Origin of the sequence: Gordonia sp. WA4-43 (assembly GCF_020520305.1) — a bacterium.
Classification (GTDB): Bacteria; Actinomycetota; Actinomycetes; order Mycobacteriales; family Mycobacteriaceae; genus Gordonia; species Gordonia hongkongensis.
On the sequence record NZ_CP084736.1, the window covers coordinates 3,704,050 to 3,721,194 of the forward strand.

The window sequence follows — 17,145 nt, forward strand, 5'->3', positions numbered from 1 at the left end:
TACCGGTCATGCCCGGTGAACCGGGACTTGGGAGTACCGGTGATAGGGGCTACGGTTTGTCGCATGGCCGGTGCCGGATTTGGGAAGTCGGGGTCGAACGCGCAGGACGTGGACGACGACATCGACGGTTTCGCCGTGGCGGTCGTCCGCGACGAGAGCGGGTGGAAGGTCACCGCGATGAAACCGTCGGCGCTCTCTGATCTCGAGGACGCCGAGACCCAGTTGCGTGAGCTGCGTTCGGCGGGCGCGGTCTTCGGGCTCCTCGACGTCGACGACGAGTTCTTCATCATCGTCCGGCCGTCGCCGACCGGGGCGCGTCTCCTGATCTCCGATGCGACCGCCTCCGTCGACTACGACATCGCGGTCGACGCATTGGACGCCCTCAACATCGAGGTCCCCGACATCGATCCGGACGAGCTCGATCAGATCGATCCGTGGGAGGAAGGGGACCTCGGGTTGCTCGCGGACCTGGGACTGCCCGACGCGGTCATGAGCATCATCGTCGGGGACACCGATCTGTACGCCGACGAACAGCTCGGCATGATCGCGGCGCGGCTCGGTTTCGCCGACGAGCTGGGCAAGGTTCTCGACTCGCTCGGCCACTGAGCCCGCACGAAGCCGCGCGATGAGTGCGCCCGCCTGGGAGGCCATGGTCCGCTCCGCGCTCGACGCGGCGGCACTGTCGGGGACCGACGACGTACCCATCGGGGCAGTCGTGTTCGACCCCGAGGGCGTCGAACTGGCCCGCGCCGCCAACCGTCGCGAGGCCGATTCCGATCCGACGGCCCACGCCGAGGTGCTTGCGCTGCGTGCCGCGGCGCGGGCGTTCGGTGATGGATGGCGGCTCCCGGGATGCACTATCGCGGTGACCGTCGAACCGTGCACCATGTGTGCCGGAGCGATCACGCTGTCCCGGGTCGACGCCGTCGTCTTCGGGGCGTGGGAGCCCAAGACCGGTGCCGTCGGTTCGCTGTGGGACGTCGTCCGCGATCCACGGCTGTCACATCGCCCCCAGGTGAAGGGCGGCGTCCTCGAAGCCGAGTGCCGCGCACTCATGGTCGACTTCTTCGCCACCCGACGACACCCGTGACCGTCGTCATCTCGGGGTCGTGAGGACTCAAGATCGGTGAGATCTCAGGGTGCAGACCGGTGGTCGGTGGCGGGCGGTCCTGGCAGATTGGACGTCAGCATCCCCGATCCGCGAGGAGTAATCATGACCGATCCGTCCGACAAGGTGACCGCGGCCTTCGACACCGCCAAGGCCAAGATCAACGAGTTCGCCGAGAGCGGCAAGGTCCAGGAGGCGCTGGGTACCGCGCGCGACAAGATCGACGAGTTCGTCGAGAGCAAGCAGGTCCAGGACGCGCTGGGCACCGCCAAGGACAAGCTCAACGATCTCGCCGAGAACGAGAAGGTCCAAGAGGCGTTCAGTACCGCCAAGGACAAGATCAACGAGGTGTCCCAGAAGTTCAACAGCCGCTGACAGGTCGCTGACCTGCGGTCATGCAGCTCAGTGCACACCTGTGGCACGGTGGGATGCGGGAGTCCGCTCCCCAGGCGGCGCCAGTGTCGAGCAGCCGGCGCGTCGGTCGTCGCCGAGTTCTTCCACATCGGACGGCACCCGGCCGCGCCGAACCTCACCGAGGAGGCTTCATGGGAACCACGGACGACGCCAAGAACAAGGCCGAAGAGCTCAAGGGTCGCGGCAAGGAAGCTGCCGGCAGCCTCACCGACGATCAGGACCTCAAGAACGAGGGCAAGGGCGACCAGGCGCAGGCCGAGGGCAAGCAGAAGATCACCGACGCCGCCGACGCCGTCAAGGGCAAGATCGACGACGTCAAGGACAAGCTGACCGGCCACTAGGCCCCCTGCTCCCTGAGGTGCGAGGAGCGATAGCGACAAGCCTCGAAGGGGCCTGCCGAGACGAGTTGCGAGGACCCTTCGTGACGCTCGCAAGCTCGCTCCTCAGGGGGCGGGGGTGGGCCTGAGCAGCCGATTTAAGTCTGACCGCGGGTCTGCGGTACAGTCTTCGGCGGTGGCGTGTCCGAGCGGCCGAAGGTGCAGCACTCGAAATGCTGTGTGCGGTAACCCCGTACCGAGGGTTCAAATCCCTCCGCCACCGCCAGAAATGGCCCCCCATCCTCACGGATGGGGGGCCATTTCGCATCTCTGGGAGAGCGGTGGTCGGTCAGCCCATGCTGAACGGCTTTCCGTACACGGCGATCGACTGCGACACGTTGTCGGTGGTGATGCTCACCTTGGCGTACGACCGGGCCTGCGCGTAACCGGCGCAGCCGTTCACCATCATGGTCTCGTTGGTGTACGCCAGCGTGCCCTTGCCGCCGGAGAAGCTGATCGACGACGAGTGGCCGGCGGCACCGAACGCGTCTTTGTACTCACGGTCGTTGATGACGTAGTTGACCGCCTGGCCGGGCCCGATGGTCACGCCGGCGCCGGTCTCGGCCGTCACCGTGGCGCTCTGGAGGTCGTAGTCGGGCGCCGACCCTCCGGCCCGGCTGTTCGAGTTGCCGCCCAGCGTCAGCTGGCAGCCGACGATGTAACCCGAGGCGACGCCGATCGACGCTGCCTTGTCGGAGGTCGTCACCACGTACTTGCCGGAGACCCATGCATTGCGGTGTAGGGGTGTGCCACCCATCGAGGGGTTGATCCGCGCGGATTCATTGCTGCGCGTGATGGTCATCGTCGTACCGTCTTTCAACTTCTTCGTGACGGTCTGTCCGAGAGCTGGACGGTGGCGTCGGCCTGTGCGGGTCCGGTCGTCAGTGCAGGAATGATTGTCGCGCAGGCGATTGCGGTGGCGGACGCGATGAGCCGGGTGCGCGTGGTGCGGCGCTTGGTGACGGTCATGGGAGCTCCGATTCGGCGGGTCATGGTGGTGGGCAACGGGTTCGCGGTCAGCCGATGGAGAACGGCTTGCCGTAGAGGTTCACCTTCTGGTGCACCTCGCCGGTGGTCTCGATCGTGGTGAATGCTCGCGCCTGGGCGTAACCGCCGCAGTTCTGCACGTCGATCTGCGCGTCGTCGTAACCGAGGTGATAGGTACCGGCCTTCTCGATGTTCTTGGTGTTCAACACCACGAACGTGACGTCGCCGGCGGCCAGCGGGACGGTCAGGGTCCCCGACAGGGAGGGGGCGGTCGGGGTCAACGATCCGGACAGACCGCCCTGCAGGCCCTTGATGTTCACCTGGCACCCGATGATGTAGCCGGTGGAAAGGGTGGCGGCGGCGCCGTTCGTGGCGGTTCCGTTGCTTCCGGGCAGGGTTGTCTCGCCGGCCGCGCCGACGCTCGGTCCTGCCTTCGCGGGTTTGAGATTCGGTGCGTACAAGGTGATCTGGCCGCTGACCCAGGTGGTTCTGGACACGCCGTTGGCGGCCATCGACGTCGAGACCCGCGCGCTCTCCTCGGATCGGACGATCTGGACGCCCTCACCTTTCGCGGTGCCGCCCGGAAGCCGGACGAATGTGTCTGCGCCCGCCGACGCGGCGCCGGCGAGCAGCGCGGCAGTCACCGATCCGCCGATGAGTGCGGACAGTCCGACGGCCCGCAGGGTTCGTTGTGTCATCTCGTGCTCTCCTCGTGTCATGTACCCGTTCAGAAACGGGGTGTCGCATGAACGTCGGGACTCATCGCAGGGGGAGACCCGACAGCTGCGGCAGGGTGGGATCGTAGGTGAACGTACCCTAAATGCGAGATGAGTGAAAAACTATGTACGGGGGGTTGACACCGACCCGCTTGGTAAAGGTAGCCTAACCTCCGCAAGGCGAGGGTCTCATGCCGGTGCGAGACGGTGGAGTCGCCCGCGCGTTCTACGAGTTCGGCTGCACGGCAGACGAACTCGCTACGCATACGGGGATGTGTGAGTTCGACGTCGGCTTCATGTTCGCTGCTGAGCGGCGCCCACGACACCCATGGCTCGCTGCCCGCGGTGCACACCGGTGACGCCGTCATCGACTTCGAACGGTTCTACGAGTCCGTGGAATGGACGGCCGAACAACTGGTCTCCTGCGGGGTCCGCGCGGGCAGTCGGGTGGGTCTCGTGATCCGCACGGGCTGGGAATTCGTGCTCGCCTGGCATTCCTTGCTGGAGATCGACGCCGTCACGGTTCCGATCGCCCTCGGCCCATCGAGCGAACCGGCACATTCGTGCGAGATCGGTTTCGTGCTCGCTCATGTCGATCAATGCATCGAGGTCGAGGATCTGGTCGAAGCCGCCGTGCCCCGAAAACACTGTCGTCAGATGTACCGCGTCGGCGACGAGTTCGTCCTCGCTGCACTCCGGACGGCGGACATGCTCCGGAACGAGGGCGGCCTCGTCGACCTCGGACACGGACCACAAGCCGCCACAGGCCAACTCATCGCCGAAGCGGAGCGGATGGTGGCGGACGTCGGGCTGCGTCGTGGCGAGTATGTGTCTTTCGAAGGCGATCTCGGTACTCGCGACACCATGGTCCGGATCCTCGCCTGCGCGTCGGCCGGCGCATGCGTCGCGGTCGACGCCCCGTACGGCGAGCCCCACTGGGGTGCCCCGAGCACTCGCTGACCGATGCCCGATGCTCAGCGCAGTGCGCCCGCGACCCGGTCCGAGAGGTCGGTCTCGCGACGCCTGCGGAGGAGCTCGACGACCTCGTCGATGCCGGATTTCGATGGCAACCAGAGTGATTCGGCGAGAACCTGGATGAGTCGGGTTCGGGTGAGCCGGGCTGGCCGCCGCCCGATCCGGGTCAGGATGTCCGCGGCGGACAACGCGGTTGCGTGCTCGGCCCGTCGAACGGCGAAGGTGTGCGGCCCGAAGTCGAGGAACACGGGCGTACCCGGTTCCAGTTCGAGCTCATCGATGAACCGCTTGATCGAGCCGGTCCGTGCCTGAACCGATGCCCACGTGAAAGCCTGTGTGCCCAGCTCGGTCTCGAGTGTGACCGGTGAACCGGGGCCGATGCCGAGAAGGCCGGCGAGTGCGCTGGGTATGTTGAAACCCGTTCCGCGACACTGCGCGGGAGTGATCGTCGTCGACCAGTGCACGACGTCGTCTTCGCGGTACAGTCCGCGCGTTCGTCCCGGCGTCCGCCGCGGCCGATGTGGTCGTTCGCGTCGGGTGACGATGCCGTCGCGAATCTGGAATTCGCCGGCGCCTGCGTACGCACGGATCGTGGTGTCGCTGACCTCGTGTCGGCCCTGGATCGTCGCGATGACGTCGTCGATGGGTGCGGCGCCGTCGTGGTCGGAGAGAATCGCATCGATCTGCAGATGCACCGGCTCGTACCGGCGAAGCCCCCACTCGGCGAGGCCGTAGCGGGTGCGATCGGTCTTGACGATGCGGGCGTCCGAGGTGATGGCGTTACGGATGCTGGCCTGTGCGCGGGGAATCGGTCGCATGGCGTCGACGATCTCGCCGAAGGTCAGTGGTGCGCCGCTTTCTCCGAGCACAGCGGCGACGACGTCACCCGTCGACGAGGTCATCGCGATCGCGTGGTCACCGAGCACCGCGTATCCCGTGCGACGCAACCATCGTGCGCCGGACGCGCGGGTCAGGCTGAGGCCGGCGGCGACGGCGTCGACCGGAACCAGCCCGCCGGTGTCGGCGGCGCCGTCGGCGACCGTCTTCGTGAGCTTGGCGACGGCGCGCAACGTGCCCCGGATGATCCAGTCCTCGGTCGTGCGCAGGCCGGAGGCCCTGGCCACCACGCGCCAGCAAGGTGCGTCGTCAACGCCGACGAGGGCCCCGGCGATCGGTACGTCGGCAACGAGCCGGACGGCGTCGGCGATCGGGGCGGTCGCACGATGGATCGCGGTGGACACTTCGGCCAGCGGGGGTGTCGTGCCGACCACGGAGGCGAGTCGCCGACGCAGTGAGCGGTCGATCTGGGTGACTCGCTCGCGGGACGATCCGAGGAGCTCGGCCACCTCGGATTGCGTCCGTGGGTGCAGGGCGTAGATGCGCTCGGTCAGTACTCGACGGTCCCGGTCCGAGAGCCCCGCCTCGAAGTCGGCGATGGCGGCTTTCGCCGCTGCCTCGGTGCCCGATCGCCCGGCCGTCGGTGGCACATTCGGGGACGCGGTCATCGGTGGCAGTTCCTCAGCGGACGGTGGCGGGTCGCCGGTCGGCAGTGACAACAAAGGCTACCCGCGCGGGACTCAGGCCTGACCGTCCGACGGTTCGATGTCCCGACGGAGTTGCCCGGTGATCTCGTCGATCTTCGCTCCCGTCGTGGGCGCGAAACGCGAGTCGTCGAAGCGAGGCCTCCCGTCGACACGCAAGTCGTACCGCCGGAGTTTGTCCCGCACCGGATCTTTCATCTCCGCGAAGACGAGTTCGATGTCGTGGGTGCGGAGGTAATCGTCGAGTTCGACGAGTTCGTCGACAGCGGTGGCGTCGATGTCGACGATGGGCTCGGCGGCGATGATCACGGTGTGGAGCTCTCGCCCCGCTGTTCTCGCCTCGCGGACTTTGCCTCGGACGTAGTCGTCGAACATGCCGCCGTTGGCGAAGAACAACGGGGCGTCGAATCGGATGATGAGCACACCGTCGATGCGTTCGGCCTCGGGATGGCGGGTCACATCGTGGTAGCCGCGCAGTCCCGGAACCCGCCCCAACTCCGTCCGGTACGGTCGCCACGCGAGATTCACGAAGGCGATGAACGACAGGCCGATCGCAACCAGGATGCCCTGCAGGACACCGATCAGCGCGACACCGAGGAACGCGGCGATCGACAGCGCACCCTCGACCCAGTTTGCGCGGAACAGCGCCACCACGCCGGAGATGTCGATCAGCGAGATGGCCGCGGCGATCACGACGGCGGCCAGCGCTGCTGACGGAAGGTAGGCGGTGACTCCCGGTGCGACGAAGATGAACACGACGATCAGAAGCGCCCCGACGACCGCGGCGAGTTGGGATTTGGCGCCGGCCTGTTCGGCCACCGGGGTGCGGGAGGACGACGCCGAGATCGCGAAGCCGCTCAGGAAGCCGGTGGCGATGTTCGCGGTGCCGATGGCCGCCATCTCCTGGCTGCCGTTGACCTGGTCACCCGCACGCGCGGCGAATGTTCGCGACAGCACGCTGGTGTCCGCGAACGCGATCAGCGCGATACCGACGGCCGGGCCGATCAGGCTGATGACGTCGTCGAGGGTCACGCCTTCCAGGGACGGCGACGGGAATCCGCGGGGCATCGCTCCGACGACCGGCAGGTCATCGGACCAGCCGAAGACCGCGACTGCGATGATCGAGGCCACCACGGCGACCAGGACTCCCGGAATGGCTTTGCGCCAGAACTTGAGTGCGAAGATCAGGACCAGGCACGACACCCCGATGACCGTCGGCAGCAGTTCGGCCTCCCCGGACGCGACACCCTTGACGATGTTGATCGCCTCCTGGATGACCGAGTCACCGTCGACGCTGAAGCCCAACAGTTTCGGCAACTGGCTGAGCACCACGACCAGTGCGATCCCGTTGAGGTAGCCGATGCGGATGGGTTTGGACAGCAGGTCGGTGACGAAGCCGAGCCGGAGGAGGCCGCCGATCAGCAGCACCAGACCGACCTCGATGGCGAGTACGCCGGCCAAAGCGATGCGCTCGGCGTCGAATGCTGCGAGCGGAATGATCGACGCCGCGATGATCGGGGCGAGCGACGAGTCGGGGCCGAGGACCAAGATGCGGGACGGTCCGACGACGGCGTAGACGAGCAGCGGTATGACCGTTGCGTAGAGACCGGTGACCGGTGGCAACCCGGCGACTTCGGCGTACCCCATGCCGGCGGGAATGAGCAACGCCGTCAGGACGATCCCGGCGACGATGTCACCCTTCAGCCATGACCGCTCGTAGCTGCGGAGCACTCCCAGTCCGGGCAGGAATCGTGAGACCGTTTCCGGTTGCATCAGGCGATTATGAGCCCTGGCGGCGGTTTCGGCCTCTCTTTGCCCAGTAGTTGTCGTGCCGTTTGCGATTGTGTCAGGCGGTGACCGCCCGGGGGGCGTGTCGCGGGTCCGTTGTCCGCGGCGGGATCACGGGCGACAGGGCCAGGGCGATGGTGCCGGTGACCGTGAGATGCGCGGGGGCTTCGGCGTGCAGGGTGCGACGATGCCGGGACAGGTCGACGACGGTGATGTCGACCATGGTCGCACCCGCCAGATGAGTCCCCGGGAAAGCGACATCGAGCAGTGCGGAGTGAAGCGGGAGGGCGGCGTCGACATGGACGACGACGCGTTCCCGGGCGACGATCGCAGACGTGACCCGGGTGACCAGCGTCGGGAACCACACCCCGGTCGGGCACAGGGATTGGCAGACGGGCTCGCCGTCGGCATCGAGGTAGAACGCGATCTTGCGGTGCAGCGATTCGGTGCGGAGGGACAGGTCGCCGGCGACGACGTCCGGTCCGACGGTGCGTAACGGTGTTCCCCACGTCGCGGTGTCGAACGATCTGGTCACGGTGACGCCTTTCAGAGAGGGCAGTATGTCGAACAAGGTCACCGCATCAGATCTACTCCGCATCATGTTGCTGCGGAACGCATCCGGGCGCTAAGAGTTCGTCAATTCGACTGCTGGCCGTCGAAGGTCTCGAGTGCGAAGTCGCGTGCCGCGTCGAGAGCTCCCGGCTCGACCCCCATCCCGGCGGTCACCAGCGCGCCCTCATGGAGGATGAACAGTCGCTGTGCCAATGTGTGCGAGTCGGGCACGCCGGCCTTCGTCGCGATCGAGGTGAAGAGGTCCTGGAGCTCGTGCTTCTGTCCGACGATGATCGAGAACGCGGGATGCCCGGGATCGCTGATCTCGGCGTGCGCGTTGATCATTGCGCAGCCCTTGTGGCCGCGGTCCTCCGACCAGTCCCGCGTGGCGTCGAAGATCGCCGCGAGTTGTGCGCTCGGCGACGCATCGGCGGCGTCCAGGCGGGACCGGAGGAACTCTTGCCAGGCGGCGTTGCGGGCACGCAGATACTCGACGACCAGTTGCTCCTTGGAGCCGAAGCGGTCGTAGAGCGTGCGTTTCGTGACGCCCGCGGCTGCCGCGATGGAGTCGACACCGACCGCGTGGATGCCGTGTTCGTAGAACAGTGCCGAGGCCGCGTCGAGGATGAGTCGGGCCTTGGGTGTCCACTCCACGGTCGAGAGTGTGGTCTCGGCAGTCACATGACAAAGACTACACCGATCGGTAAGGTCGTCGGCATGCGAACTTCACAGATCGGTATACCTGCGCGATGGGTGACAGTTGTCATGTCGGCGGTGTTCGTCGTCTGTTGGTCGTCGGGTTTCATCGGCGCGAAGCTGGGCGCGGGTGAGGCGCCGGTGCTCACGGTCCTCATGTGGCGATTCCTGGTGGTCGCGGTCGTACTCGGGGCCGCGGTGTACTTCCGGTGGCGTCGGCGTGGCCTCGCGCCGATGTCCGGGCGAGCGGTCGGTTCCCAGGTCGTCATCGGTGCGCTCTCGCAAGCCGGCTACACGGTCACGGTGTACTGGGCGATCGCTCTCGGCGTCAGCACCGGGACGACCGCACTCATCGACGGTGTCCAACCGCTCGTCGTCGCCGCACTGGCAGGTCCGTTGCTCGGGGCGGTCACCCACCGACGACAGTGGTGGGGTCTGCTCGTCGGGGCGGCCGGGGTTGTACTGGTCACCTGGTCGGACGCGACGTCATCCGCGGACGCGCCGTGGTGGGCGTATCTCGTCCCGCTGCTCGGTATGGCCGCGCTGGTTGCCGCCACTTTCTGCGAACGACGCGTCGTCGACCCGCCGTCACCCATGATCATCCTGGCGATCCACTGCGGCGTCTCCGCGGTGATCTTCACCGCGGCAGGCCTTCTCGCGGGGGTGGCGGTGCCGCCGGCCGACCGCACCTTCTGGCTGGCGATCGCCTGGCTGTCGATCCTGTCGACGCTCGGCGGTTACGGGCTGTACTGGATACTTCTACGACGGTCCGGCGTCACCTCGGTGAACACGCTGATGTTCCTGATGCCGCCCGTCACCGCGGTGTGGGGCACCGCTATGTACGGCGAACCCTTCGGCTGGGCAACGGCTCTCGGGCTTGCCATGGCCGGTGGCGCCACCTGGGTCGTGAATCGGGCGGAGTCGTCGACCAAGGTGCGTGACCGGCGCCGGGCTGCTGAAGCTGTGGGGGCATTGTGATCCGCCTGGCGGACCCAATCGCCCCGACTCACCCGGTGGGATCTGCCCGGCCGTCGTCGGCGCGCCAGGTCACCGTGACGGGAACCTGGTCGTCCCACGGTTGCCGGGTGACGAGATCCGCAACGCGCACGTAGCCGCGTTCGAACTCGCCGACCGCCGGGTCGACGAGGCGGTACTCCTGCGTCTGACGGTGGATCGGCTGCGCGTCGAGCAGTACGATCCGGACCTCCCCGGGCTCGAAATGACAACGCCGCTGCAAGGATTCGATGAGCTGCTCGTTGGAGAGATGCCCGTCGCCGAAGTTCCATCCCATCGCTGTGCTGCAGATTCGTTCGCCGTCGGTCAGTACATACTCCGACTCCGCGACGCCGTTCTCATCCGGCCCGCTCGCTCCGCTTCCGGCGCCGGCCATCGCTCGGTGCGCCAACGTGAACAGCGCCCGACCGTGACTGTTGAACGAGCGGAACGCGTATCCCATGTAGAGAGGGATCTGGGCCGCTTCGGGACTGCCGTAGAAGCGTTCGAGCTGCGCGGCCGGCATCGACGCGATGGCGACGATGCCCTGTTCGATCTTCGCCGACGCGGACGGCTTGATGCACCACAGGCCGGTGTCCCAGTTCCCGGCGTAGTAGCGCATGCCCGGTAGGAACGAAACCTTCCGCGGCATCAGGTTTCCGACGATCACCGTACCGGCGGACACTGCGAAGAGCACTATCGGCCAGGGGGATTGGAGATCGGCGAGTCCGATGTCGGGGTGTCCCACGAAGATCGCCAGGATGCCGAACATCATGAAGACGTTCCACTCCAGCGGGACGCCCATCGGGATCGACGACAAGATGCCGAAATGGAAGATCAGCATGATCGTCGCCGCCACCGCGGTCACCCACCCGCCGTGGGAGAAGAACAGGACGAGCGGCACGAGTCCTTCGACCGCAGTGGAGAAGTGCGCGATCCATCGTGATCGACGGCCCGGCCGCAGGTCGTCGGGAAAGTCCTCGAAAAACTTCCGTTTGATCTTCGGGGAACGCCAGATCGGGTTGTTGGACATCATCGTCGCGATGACGAAGGGGAAGTGCTTGTTCAACTTCGACGTCGCTGCCCCGAGCCAGATGCAGAGGAAGACCAGCTTCGCGGCGATGATCATGTCGACCCCGCTGAAGAGGAACGCCACGGTGAACGCGCCGTAGACCTCACCGCGCGCCGCGAGGAAGACGGTCTTGTCACGCAGGCCGATCGCCGCGAGCACACCCAGGACGGCCCAGATCTGCCAGTTGGGGAGGACGCCGACGGTGGTGTCCAGCTCCGGGATCGCGCCGCTACCCGGACTGAACAGCGCTATGACCAGCAAGGCGAGCAGGGCGCCATAGAGGATGACGTCGACCGGGTTACGGGAATCACCGGCAGTCAACGGGATCCGCGGCCATGGTGGCTGCCGGATCGTCTTCGGACGTAGCCAGTAGAGGATCGAACCCAGCGGCGGGAAGAACCGGTTGTTCAGCGGACCGAACCCGCATCCCAGACCGACGACCTCGAACAGCATCGTGTACAGCACGATCTTCTGGAAGACGATCGGCTCGTTGTACCAGTCGGCGACGTCGAAGAAGCCGTCGATCCCGGGTGTGCTGATCACGATGACCCAGCCGACAAGCACGTAGAGGAGGATCTTGCCCACATAGAACAGGTGCAGCGCCACCGGCGTCCCGAACCCGACCTCGGCCCAGTGCCGCGCCATCGGCTCGATCTTCTCCGCGCGCGTGCCCTGACTCCAGGTCGGGAAGTCGATCTCCGGCGTGGTCTGCTTCAGGAATCCCATCGACCGAGAACCTAACAAACCAAGTGCTTGCTTGGTGCTGATTCGGTGACGCTGTGGAGAAACGTGGATGACATCCGATGCGGTGCAGACGTTGGGTCCCGCCGCCGGCAGAATCGCCTAGCCTCGTCGTGTGGCAGCGTTCGATCAGTTATCGCCCGCGGAGTCGGGCCTGTTCGTGGGTTTCGACGACGCCACGATCAGCCGAGGTGCCGCTTACGCACGGCAGGGGCGCGTAGCTCTCGAGAGCTGGGACCCGGCATTGATGTCGGCGGCCGGGACCTGCGTCGGTTCGAGCGGCGACTTGTACTACCTCGAGGTCGGGTTCGTCGACGACACCCGCCAGTGCGTGGTCGACTTCACTGAATGCGACTGTCCGGTCGGGGAGGCCTGCAAGCACGCCGTTGGTCTGGCGCTGGGGGTGATGCGTGCTGGGCTCCTCAATGCGTCGCCTCGAGGCGTGAGGCATGCGTCGGAGCCGTGGCGGGCTTTGCTGGGTGACCTCGTCGCCGGTGCCACCCCGAAAGAGCCGGGATCGGCTCCCATCGGACTGCTCGTCGAGATCGACGATCCCGAGTGGATGAGCCTGAAGACGGTGACATTGCGCCTGGTGACCCCCGGCAAGAAGGGCAACTGGGTACGCACGGGGATCACGTGGAGTTCCATCGAGCCGGGACATGTGACCGAGTACTACAGGTCCACCACCGACCATCCGGCTGAGCACTTCGACCCCGTTCACCTGGCACGAGTCCGTGCCGTCCACCTTTGCGCCGGGGACAAACACCTGTACGGGACCTCCCAGGTTCACCGATTGGACCAGGCGTCCGCCGAGATCTGGACCGCTCTACGGGCGGCGGTCGACGATGGTGTCGTACTGGTGGCGCACAAGTCGACGGGCGCGAAAAAGGTCGAGTTGCTTCCACCCGCGTCGGCCGCGTTGACCGTCGATCGCGACGACGAGGGTCTCGTGGTGTCCGGCGGTGTCGACTTCCCGACCGTCGGGCCGTCTGCGGATGACGCTTTGATGCTGTTCGGCTCGGTACCTCACGGAGCGAGCCTGGTACGAGGCGGCACGATGTTCCTGGCGCCGCTCGTCGACGACGGGACGTCGAAAGCCCTCCGGGCACTGCTCGACGCCGGGACGATCAGGATTCCCGATACCGACATCGCGGAGTTCGCCGACGAGGTCCTCCCCGACCTCGCCGGTCGGATGTCCGTGACCGTGGCCGATGGCGCCGTGACCCGACCCGAGATCACCGGTCCCGACGCGGCAGTCACGCTTCGGGTCGCCGACGATGGCGGCGCGCACCTCGAGTGGGGTGTCGTCTACCGCGTGAACGGGAGCAGACGATTCTTCCCGTCCGGGCAGAGCTCTGGGTTCGGTGACGACGTGGCCGAACGTCGCCTGTGGAAGCAACTCCGTGGCCACCTCGAAGCTGCGGCTCGGGTGTGTGATCGATGGCAGATTCAGGTCGCCGGATTTCCGGGCAGCAAGTTCGCAGACGATCCGGAACTCGCCGAGATGAGTCGCGACGAGGCTCTCGCATCGGCATCGGTTGCGCTCCTGACCCGCCGCTACCGTTACTCGCCCGTCGACACTGCGCGGTTCGTCACCGAGGTCGCCCCGGAGCTGCGGGCTGACGGGATCGAGGTGGAGATCGTCGGCGAGCTCCCCGACTACCGTGCCGCCGAGGTCGTCCCCGAGATCGGTTTCGGTGCCGAACGGTCCGATGACAACGACTGGCTCGGCCTGTCGATCACCGTCGAGGTCGACGGCGTCGCGGTGCCGCTGCACCAGGTGCTGACGGCGTTGTCGAACGGAGCGACACACATGCTGTTGCCCGACGGGGCCTATTTCGTGCTCGACACCCCGGAGCTGCAACGCCTGGCCGAACTGGTGGCCGAGGCCCGCGCACTGGGTGAACTCGACCGCGGGCGGGTCCGCCGGGATACGCACAACGCCACTCTGTGGGACGAGCTGCTCGAACTCGGGACGGCCGACGACGATCTCACGAAGTGGCGCGAGCAGTTGCGTCGTCTGGCCGCCGCGACACCGCCGGCGCCTTGTCCGGTGCCGACCGGGCTGCGTGCGGACTTGCGTGACTATCAGAGGGCCGGCCTCGACTGGCTGAACTTCCTGTGGGAGAACAGAATCGGCGGAGTGCTCGCCGACGACATGGGGCTGGGCAAGACCCTCCAGTCCCTCGCGCTGATTGCGAAGGTCATCGAGGAGGAACCGCAGGCTCGCTTTCTCGTGGTCGCACCGACGAGCGTGATCTCGAACTGGGCGGTCGAAGCAGAACGGTTCGTACCAGGTCTGAGGATTGCAACGGTGACCGAGACGAGCGGACGGGCGAAGATCGCGTTCGCCGATCGTATCGCGGGAGCGCAACTGATCGTCACCTCATACGCGCTGATGCGCATCGGGATCGACGAATTCGCATCGGTCAGTTGGACGGCCGTGTTTCTCGACGAGGCACAGTTCGTCAAGAACCACGCCAGCAAAGCTCATCAGTGCGCTCGCCGTCTTGATGCCGAGGTCAAGATCGCGATCACCGGCACGCCGCTGGAGAACAACCTGATGGAGCTGTGGTCGCTGATGGCGTTGACCGTGCCGGGTCTGTTCCCGTCGGCGAAGACCTTCACGTCGTACTTCCGCAAGCCGATCGAAAGTGGCACGGAGCCCGGGCGGTTGGCGTTGCTACGACGACGGATCCGTCCGATCATGCTGCGGCGCACGAAGCATCAGGTTGCCACAGACCTGCCCGCCAAGCAGGAACAGGTACTGTCGATCAGCCTGAACGCGAAGCACGACAAGCTGTATCAGACGCGCCTCACTCGGGAGCGGCAGAGCGTGCTCGGCCTGCTCGACGACTTCGACGGCAACCGGTTCCAGATCTTCCGATCGCTCACCATGCTCCGGCAACTGAGCCTGCACGCCGGGCTCGTCGACGAGAAGCACACCGACATCGACTCCGCCAAGATCGAGTTCCTCGTCGAGCAGATTCCCGAGCTCATCGCCGAAGGTCATTCCGCCCTGATCTTCAGCCAGTTCACCGGTTTCCTCCGATTGGTCGAACGCGCCCTCGACGATGCCGGAGTCGAATACAGCTACCTCGACGGATCGATGACCGCGCGTCGGCGCACTGCGGCGATCAAGCAGTTCACGAGCGGGGCGTCGAAGGTGTTCCTGATCAGTCTCAAGGCGGGCGGTTTCGGGCTGAACCTGACCGAGGCGGACTACTGCTTCGTGTGTGATCCGTGGTGGAACCCGGCGGCCGAGGCCCAGGCCGTGGACCGCGCCCATCGCATCGGTCAGACTCGTCCGGTCACGGTCTATCGCCTGGTGTCGGCGAACACGATCGAAGAGAAAGTGGTTGCGCTGCAACAACGTAAGCGCGACCTGTTCGACGCCGTCGTCGACGATGGTGACCTTTTCGGCGCCGCCATCGGCGCCGATGACATCCGCGAGTTGCTCGGCGGGACCACGCCGGGGGGCTGACGAGCGAAGCCGCCTAGGAGACTGCTGAAATAGTCGGTGTCGTTTCGGTGTGGGGTGAGCGGGTTTGCCTGGTGGGCTGGGATCCTGGTGGGTATGCAGGGTGAGCCGGATCGTCAGGGTGAGTTTCTGGATGTGAACTCGGTCGTCGGGCATTTGCTGGCCGAGGGCAGTGTGTTCGCGTTTTTGGCTGCTCGTCGCGAGCAGTTGTTTCCTGCGGAGATGTTCGCGGACCTGTTTCCCAGCGGCCGGGGCCGTCCGTCGATCCCGCCGGCCACGATGGCGTCGGTGATCGTGCTGCAAACGCTGCAGGGTTTGTCCGATCGCGAAGCCGCTGATGCGGTCACTTTTGATCTGCGGTGGAAAGCGGCGTGTGGATTCGTGTTGGGTAACAAAGGTTTTCATCCGTCGACTCTGACGTACTGGCGTCGGCGACTGGCAGCCAGCGACCGGCCGTACCGCATTTTCGAGGTGGTACGCGAGGTCATCACCACCACCGGGGTGCTCGCGGGTAAGAGCCGTCGAGCGCTGGATTCGACGATCTTCGATGACGCGGTGGCCCGCCAGGACGCCGTCACCCAGGTGATCGCGGCGATCCGGCGGGTCGCCCGAGAGGTCGACGGTGGTGCGGTGGTGGTCGAGCAGCGTGCGACTCGTCTGGCCGCGTTGACCGGCGGCGGCTATGACCGGCCCGGCAAGCCGCGGATCGCCTGGGATGATGAGTGTGCTCAACAGGACCTGATCAGCGCCCTTGTCGAAGATGGGTTGGCCGTGCTCGACGGTCTGGACCTCGAGGCCATCGACAAGGAACCGAGTAACCAGGCCCAGGCGCAGGCGGTGGCATTGCTGGCATTGGTGACCGGCCAGGATGTGGAACCGGCACCAGGTTCTGATGGCACCGACGGACGCTGGCGCATCGCGCCCCGGACCGCCCCGGACCGGGTGATCTCCACCGTCGATACCGACACCCGGCACGCCCACAAAACCCGGGCACGCCAGCAGGACGGGTTCAAGGGCCACATCGTCAATGAACCGGAGACCGGGTTAGTCACCGCGATCGAGATGACCAAAGCCGCTGGTCCGGACACTTCCGACGGAGCAGTCGGGGCACGGTTGTTGCTGAGCGATCCGACCGTCGCCGACGACGCCGACGATCGTGAGGTGCGGGGTGATTCAGCGTATGCCTCCGGTGACATGCTGGCCACGCTGGCGCGGACACGATGGAACGCGGTGATCAAACCCAAGCCACACATGCCGGCGGTTGCTGGTGGTTTCGTCGTCGACGATTTCACCTTCGACGCCGACGCGAACACATTGACCTGCCCCAACAACCTGACCCGACCGGTCAGCGCGAAAGGCCACGTCACCTACGGTGCGGCCTGCCAAGACTGCCCACTTCGGGCACGGTGCACCACCGCGGTTCGTGGACGCAAAATTAGTTTCGGCGAACACCACCAACTCCAGCGCGAACACCGACAACACTTCTCTGACAACACTATTGCCGACACCTACCGCCAGCATCGACCCATGGTCGAACGGACGATTGCCTGGCTCACCCGCGGTAACCGGCGGGTTCCCTACCGTGGAATCGAACGCAACAACAACTGGCTGCACCACCGCGCCGCCGCGATCAACCTACGCCGCCTGATCACCCTCGGACTGACTACCACCAACGGCACCTGGACACTGGCCACCGCCTGAACC

The 17,145-nt window shown here is 66.0% G+C and carries 14 protein-coding genes, 1 tRNA gene and 1 pseudogene; 9 read left to right on the forward strand and 7 right to left on the reverse strand.

The features are described 5' to 3' along the window. The first annotated feature begins 63 nt into the window (after positions 1–63). The 5 genes from LEL84_RS16645 (at position 64) to LEL84_RS16665 (ending at position 2,125) form a co-directional block, all read left to right on the forward strand. Entirely contained in the window at positions 64–606 is a 543-nt protein-coding gene (locus LEL84_RS16645) for a tRNA adenosine deaminase-associated protein (RefSeq protein WP_058250986.1), read from the forward strand. Between the two features lie 19 nt (positions 607–625). Continuing rightward, positions 626–1,090 carry a nucleoside deaminase gene (locus LEL84_RS16650; protein WP_171011642.1) on the forward strand — a complete coding sequence of 155 codons (465 nt, stop codon included), beginning with the start codon at positions 626–628 and terminating at the stop codon, positions 1,088–1,090. Positions 1,091–1,213: 123 nt separating this feature from the next. Beyond that, positions 1,214–1,483 (forward strand): hypothetical protein, encoded by a 270-nt coding sequence (locus tag LEL84_RS16655; RefSeq protein WP_137810127.1) that lies wholly within the window; start codon positions 1,214–1,216, stop codon positions 1,481–1,483. A gap of 170 nt (positions 1,484–1,653) precedes the next feature. After that, complete coding sequence (locus LEL84_RS16660; RefSeq protein WP_058250988.1) at positions 1,654–1,863, forward strand: CsbD family protein; 210 nt, start codon at positions 1,654–1,656, stop codon at positions 1,861–1,863. A 171-nt stretch (positions 1,864–2,034) separates the two neighbouring features. Further along, positions 2,035–2,125: transfer RNA gene (locus tag LEL84_RS16665), tRNA-Ser, on the forward strand. Positions 2,126–2,188: 63 nt separating this feature from the next. Here the strand turns inward: LEL84_RS16665 and LEL84_RS16670 are convergent. After that, positions 2,189–2,892: pseudogene (locus LEL84_RS16670) on the reverse strand (MspA family porin). Positions 2,893–2,915: 23 nt separating this feature from the next. After that, positions 2,916–3,584: an MspA family porin gene (locus LEL84_RS16680; protein WP_068972621.1), complete on the reverse strand. Its 669-nt coding sequence runs from the start codon at positions 3,582–3,584 to the stop codon at positions 2,916–2,918. A 294-nt stretch (positions 3,585–3,878) separates the two neighbouring features. Here LEL84_RS16680 and LEL84_RS16685 point away from each other — a divergent pair, with 294 nt between their 5' ends. Next, entirely contained in the window at positions 3,879–4,562 is a 684-nt protein-coding gene (locus LEL84_RS16685) for an AMP-binding protein (RefSeq protein ID WP_226512223.1), read from the forward strand. A gap of 14 nt (positions 4,563–4,576) precedes the next feature. Here LEL84_RS16685 and LEL84_RS16690 read toward each other — a convergent pair whose 3' ends face one another. From LEL84_RS16690 to LEL84_RS16705, 4 genes are all read right to left on the reverse strand, one after another. Then, positions 4,577–6,082 (reverse strand): sigma factor-like helix-turn-helix DNA-binding protein, encoded by a 1,506-nt coding sequence (locus LEL84_RS16690; protein WP_226512224.1) that lies wholly within the window; start codon positions 6,080–6,082, stop codon positions 4,577–4,579. Between the two features lie 72 nt (positions 6,083–6,154). Next, complete coding sequence (locus LEL84_RS16695) at positions 6,155–7,891, reverse strand: SulP family inorganic anion transporter (protein ID WP_226512225.1); 1,737 nt, start codon at positions 7,889–7,891, stop codon at positions 6,155–6,157. 73 nt (positions 7,892–7,964) lie between these two features. Next, positions 7,965–8,441 (reverse strand): hypothetical protein, encoded by a 477-nt coding sequence (locus LEL84_RS16700; RefSeq protein ID WP_226512226.1) that lies wholly within the window; start codon positions 8,439–8,441, stop codon positions 7,965–7,967. Positions 8,442–8,542: 101 nt separating this feature from the next. Next, positions 8,543–9,139: a TetR/AcrR family transcriptional regulator gene (locus LEL84_RS16705; protein ID WP_226512227.1), complete on the reverse strand. Its 597-nt coding sequence runs from the start codon at positions 9,137–9,139 to the stop codon at positions 8,543–8,545. Positions 9,140–9,175: 36 nt separating this feature from the next. Here LEL84_RS16705 and LEL84_RS16710 point away from each other — a divergent pair, with 36 nt between their 5' ends. Then, positions 9,176–10,132 (forward strand): DMT family transporter, encoded by a 957-nt coding sequence (locus LEL84_RS16710; protein WP_171011641.1) that lies wholly within the window; start codon positions 9,176–9,178, stop codon positions 10,130–10,132. A gap of 28 nt (positions 10,133–10,160) precedes the next feature. Here LEL84_RS16710 and LEL84_RS16715 read toward each other — a convergent pair whose 3' ends face one another. After that, positions 10,161–11,945, reverse strand: coding sequence for a DUF3556 domain-containing protein (locus LEL84_RS16715; protein WP_226512228.1), 1,785 nt, complete (start codon positions 11,943–11,945; stop codon positions 10,161–10,163). A gap of 130 nt (positions 11,946–12,075) precedes the next feature. Here LEL84_RS16715 and LEL84_RS16720 point away from each other — a divergent pair, with 130 nt between their 5' ends. Then, positions 12,076–15,444, forward strand: coding sequence for a DEAD/DEAH box helicase (locus tag LEL84_RS16720; RefSeq protein ID WP_226512229.1), 3,369 nt, complete (start codon positions 12,076–12,078; stop codon positions 15,442–15,444). A 93-nt stretch (positions 15,445–15,537) separates the two neighbouring features. Then, on the forward strand, positions 15,538–17,142 hold the full coding sequence (locus LEL84_RS16725) for an IS1182 family transposase (protein WP_226514335.1): 1,605 nt from the start codon (positions 15,538–15,540) through the stop codon (positions 17,140–17,142). Positions 17,143–17,145: the final 3 nt, after the last annotated feature.

Excerpts from the sequence above, each read along its gene's own strand:
- LEL84_RS16660 (WP_058250988.1), top strand. The coding sequence starts at position 1,654 with ATGGGAACCACGGACGACGCCAAGAACAAGGCCGAAGAGCTCAAGGGT.
- LEL84_RS16655 (WP_137810127.1), top strand. The coding sequence starts at position 1,214 with ATGACCGATCCGTCCGACAAGGTGACCGCGGCCTTCGACACCGCCAAG.
- LEL84_RS16690 (WP_226512224.1), bottom strand. The coding sequence starts at position 6,082 with ATGACCGCGTCCCCGAATGTGCCACCGACGGCCGGGCGATCGGGCACC.
- LEL84_RS16680 (WP_068972621.1), bottom strand. The coding sequence starts at position 3,584 with ATGACACAACGAACCCTGCGGGCCGTCGGACTGTCCGCACTCATCGGC.
- LEL84_RS16695 (WP_226512225.1), bottom strand. The coding sequence starts at position 7,891 with ATGCAACCGGAAACGGTCTCACGATTCCTGCCCGGACTGGGAGTGCTC.
- LEL84_RS16715 (WP_226512228.1), bottom strand. The coding sequence starts at position 11,945 with ATGGGATTCCTGAAGCAGACCACGCCGGAGATCGACTTCCCGACCTGG.
- LEL84_RS16650 (WP_171011642.1), top strand. The coding sequence starts at position 626 with ATGAGTGCGCCCGCCTGGGAGGCCATGGTCCGCTCCGCGCTCGACGCG.
- LEL84_RS16710 (WP_171011641.1), top strand. The coding sequence starts at position 9,176 with ATGCGAACTTCACAGATCGGTATACCTGCGCGATGGGTGACAGTTGTC.
- LEL84_RS16725 (WP_226514335.1), top strand. The coding sequence starts at position 15,538 with ATGCAGGGTGAGCCGGATCGTCAGGGTGAGTTTCTGGATGTGAACTCG.
- LEL84_RS16645 (WP_058250986.1), top strand. The coding sequence starts at position 64 with ATGGCCGGTGCCGGATTTGGGAAGTCGGGGTCGAACGCGCAGGACGTG.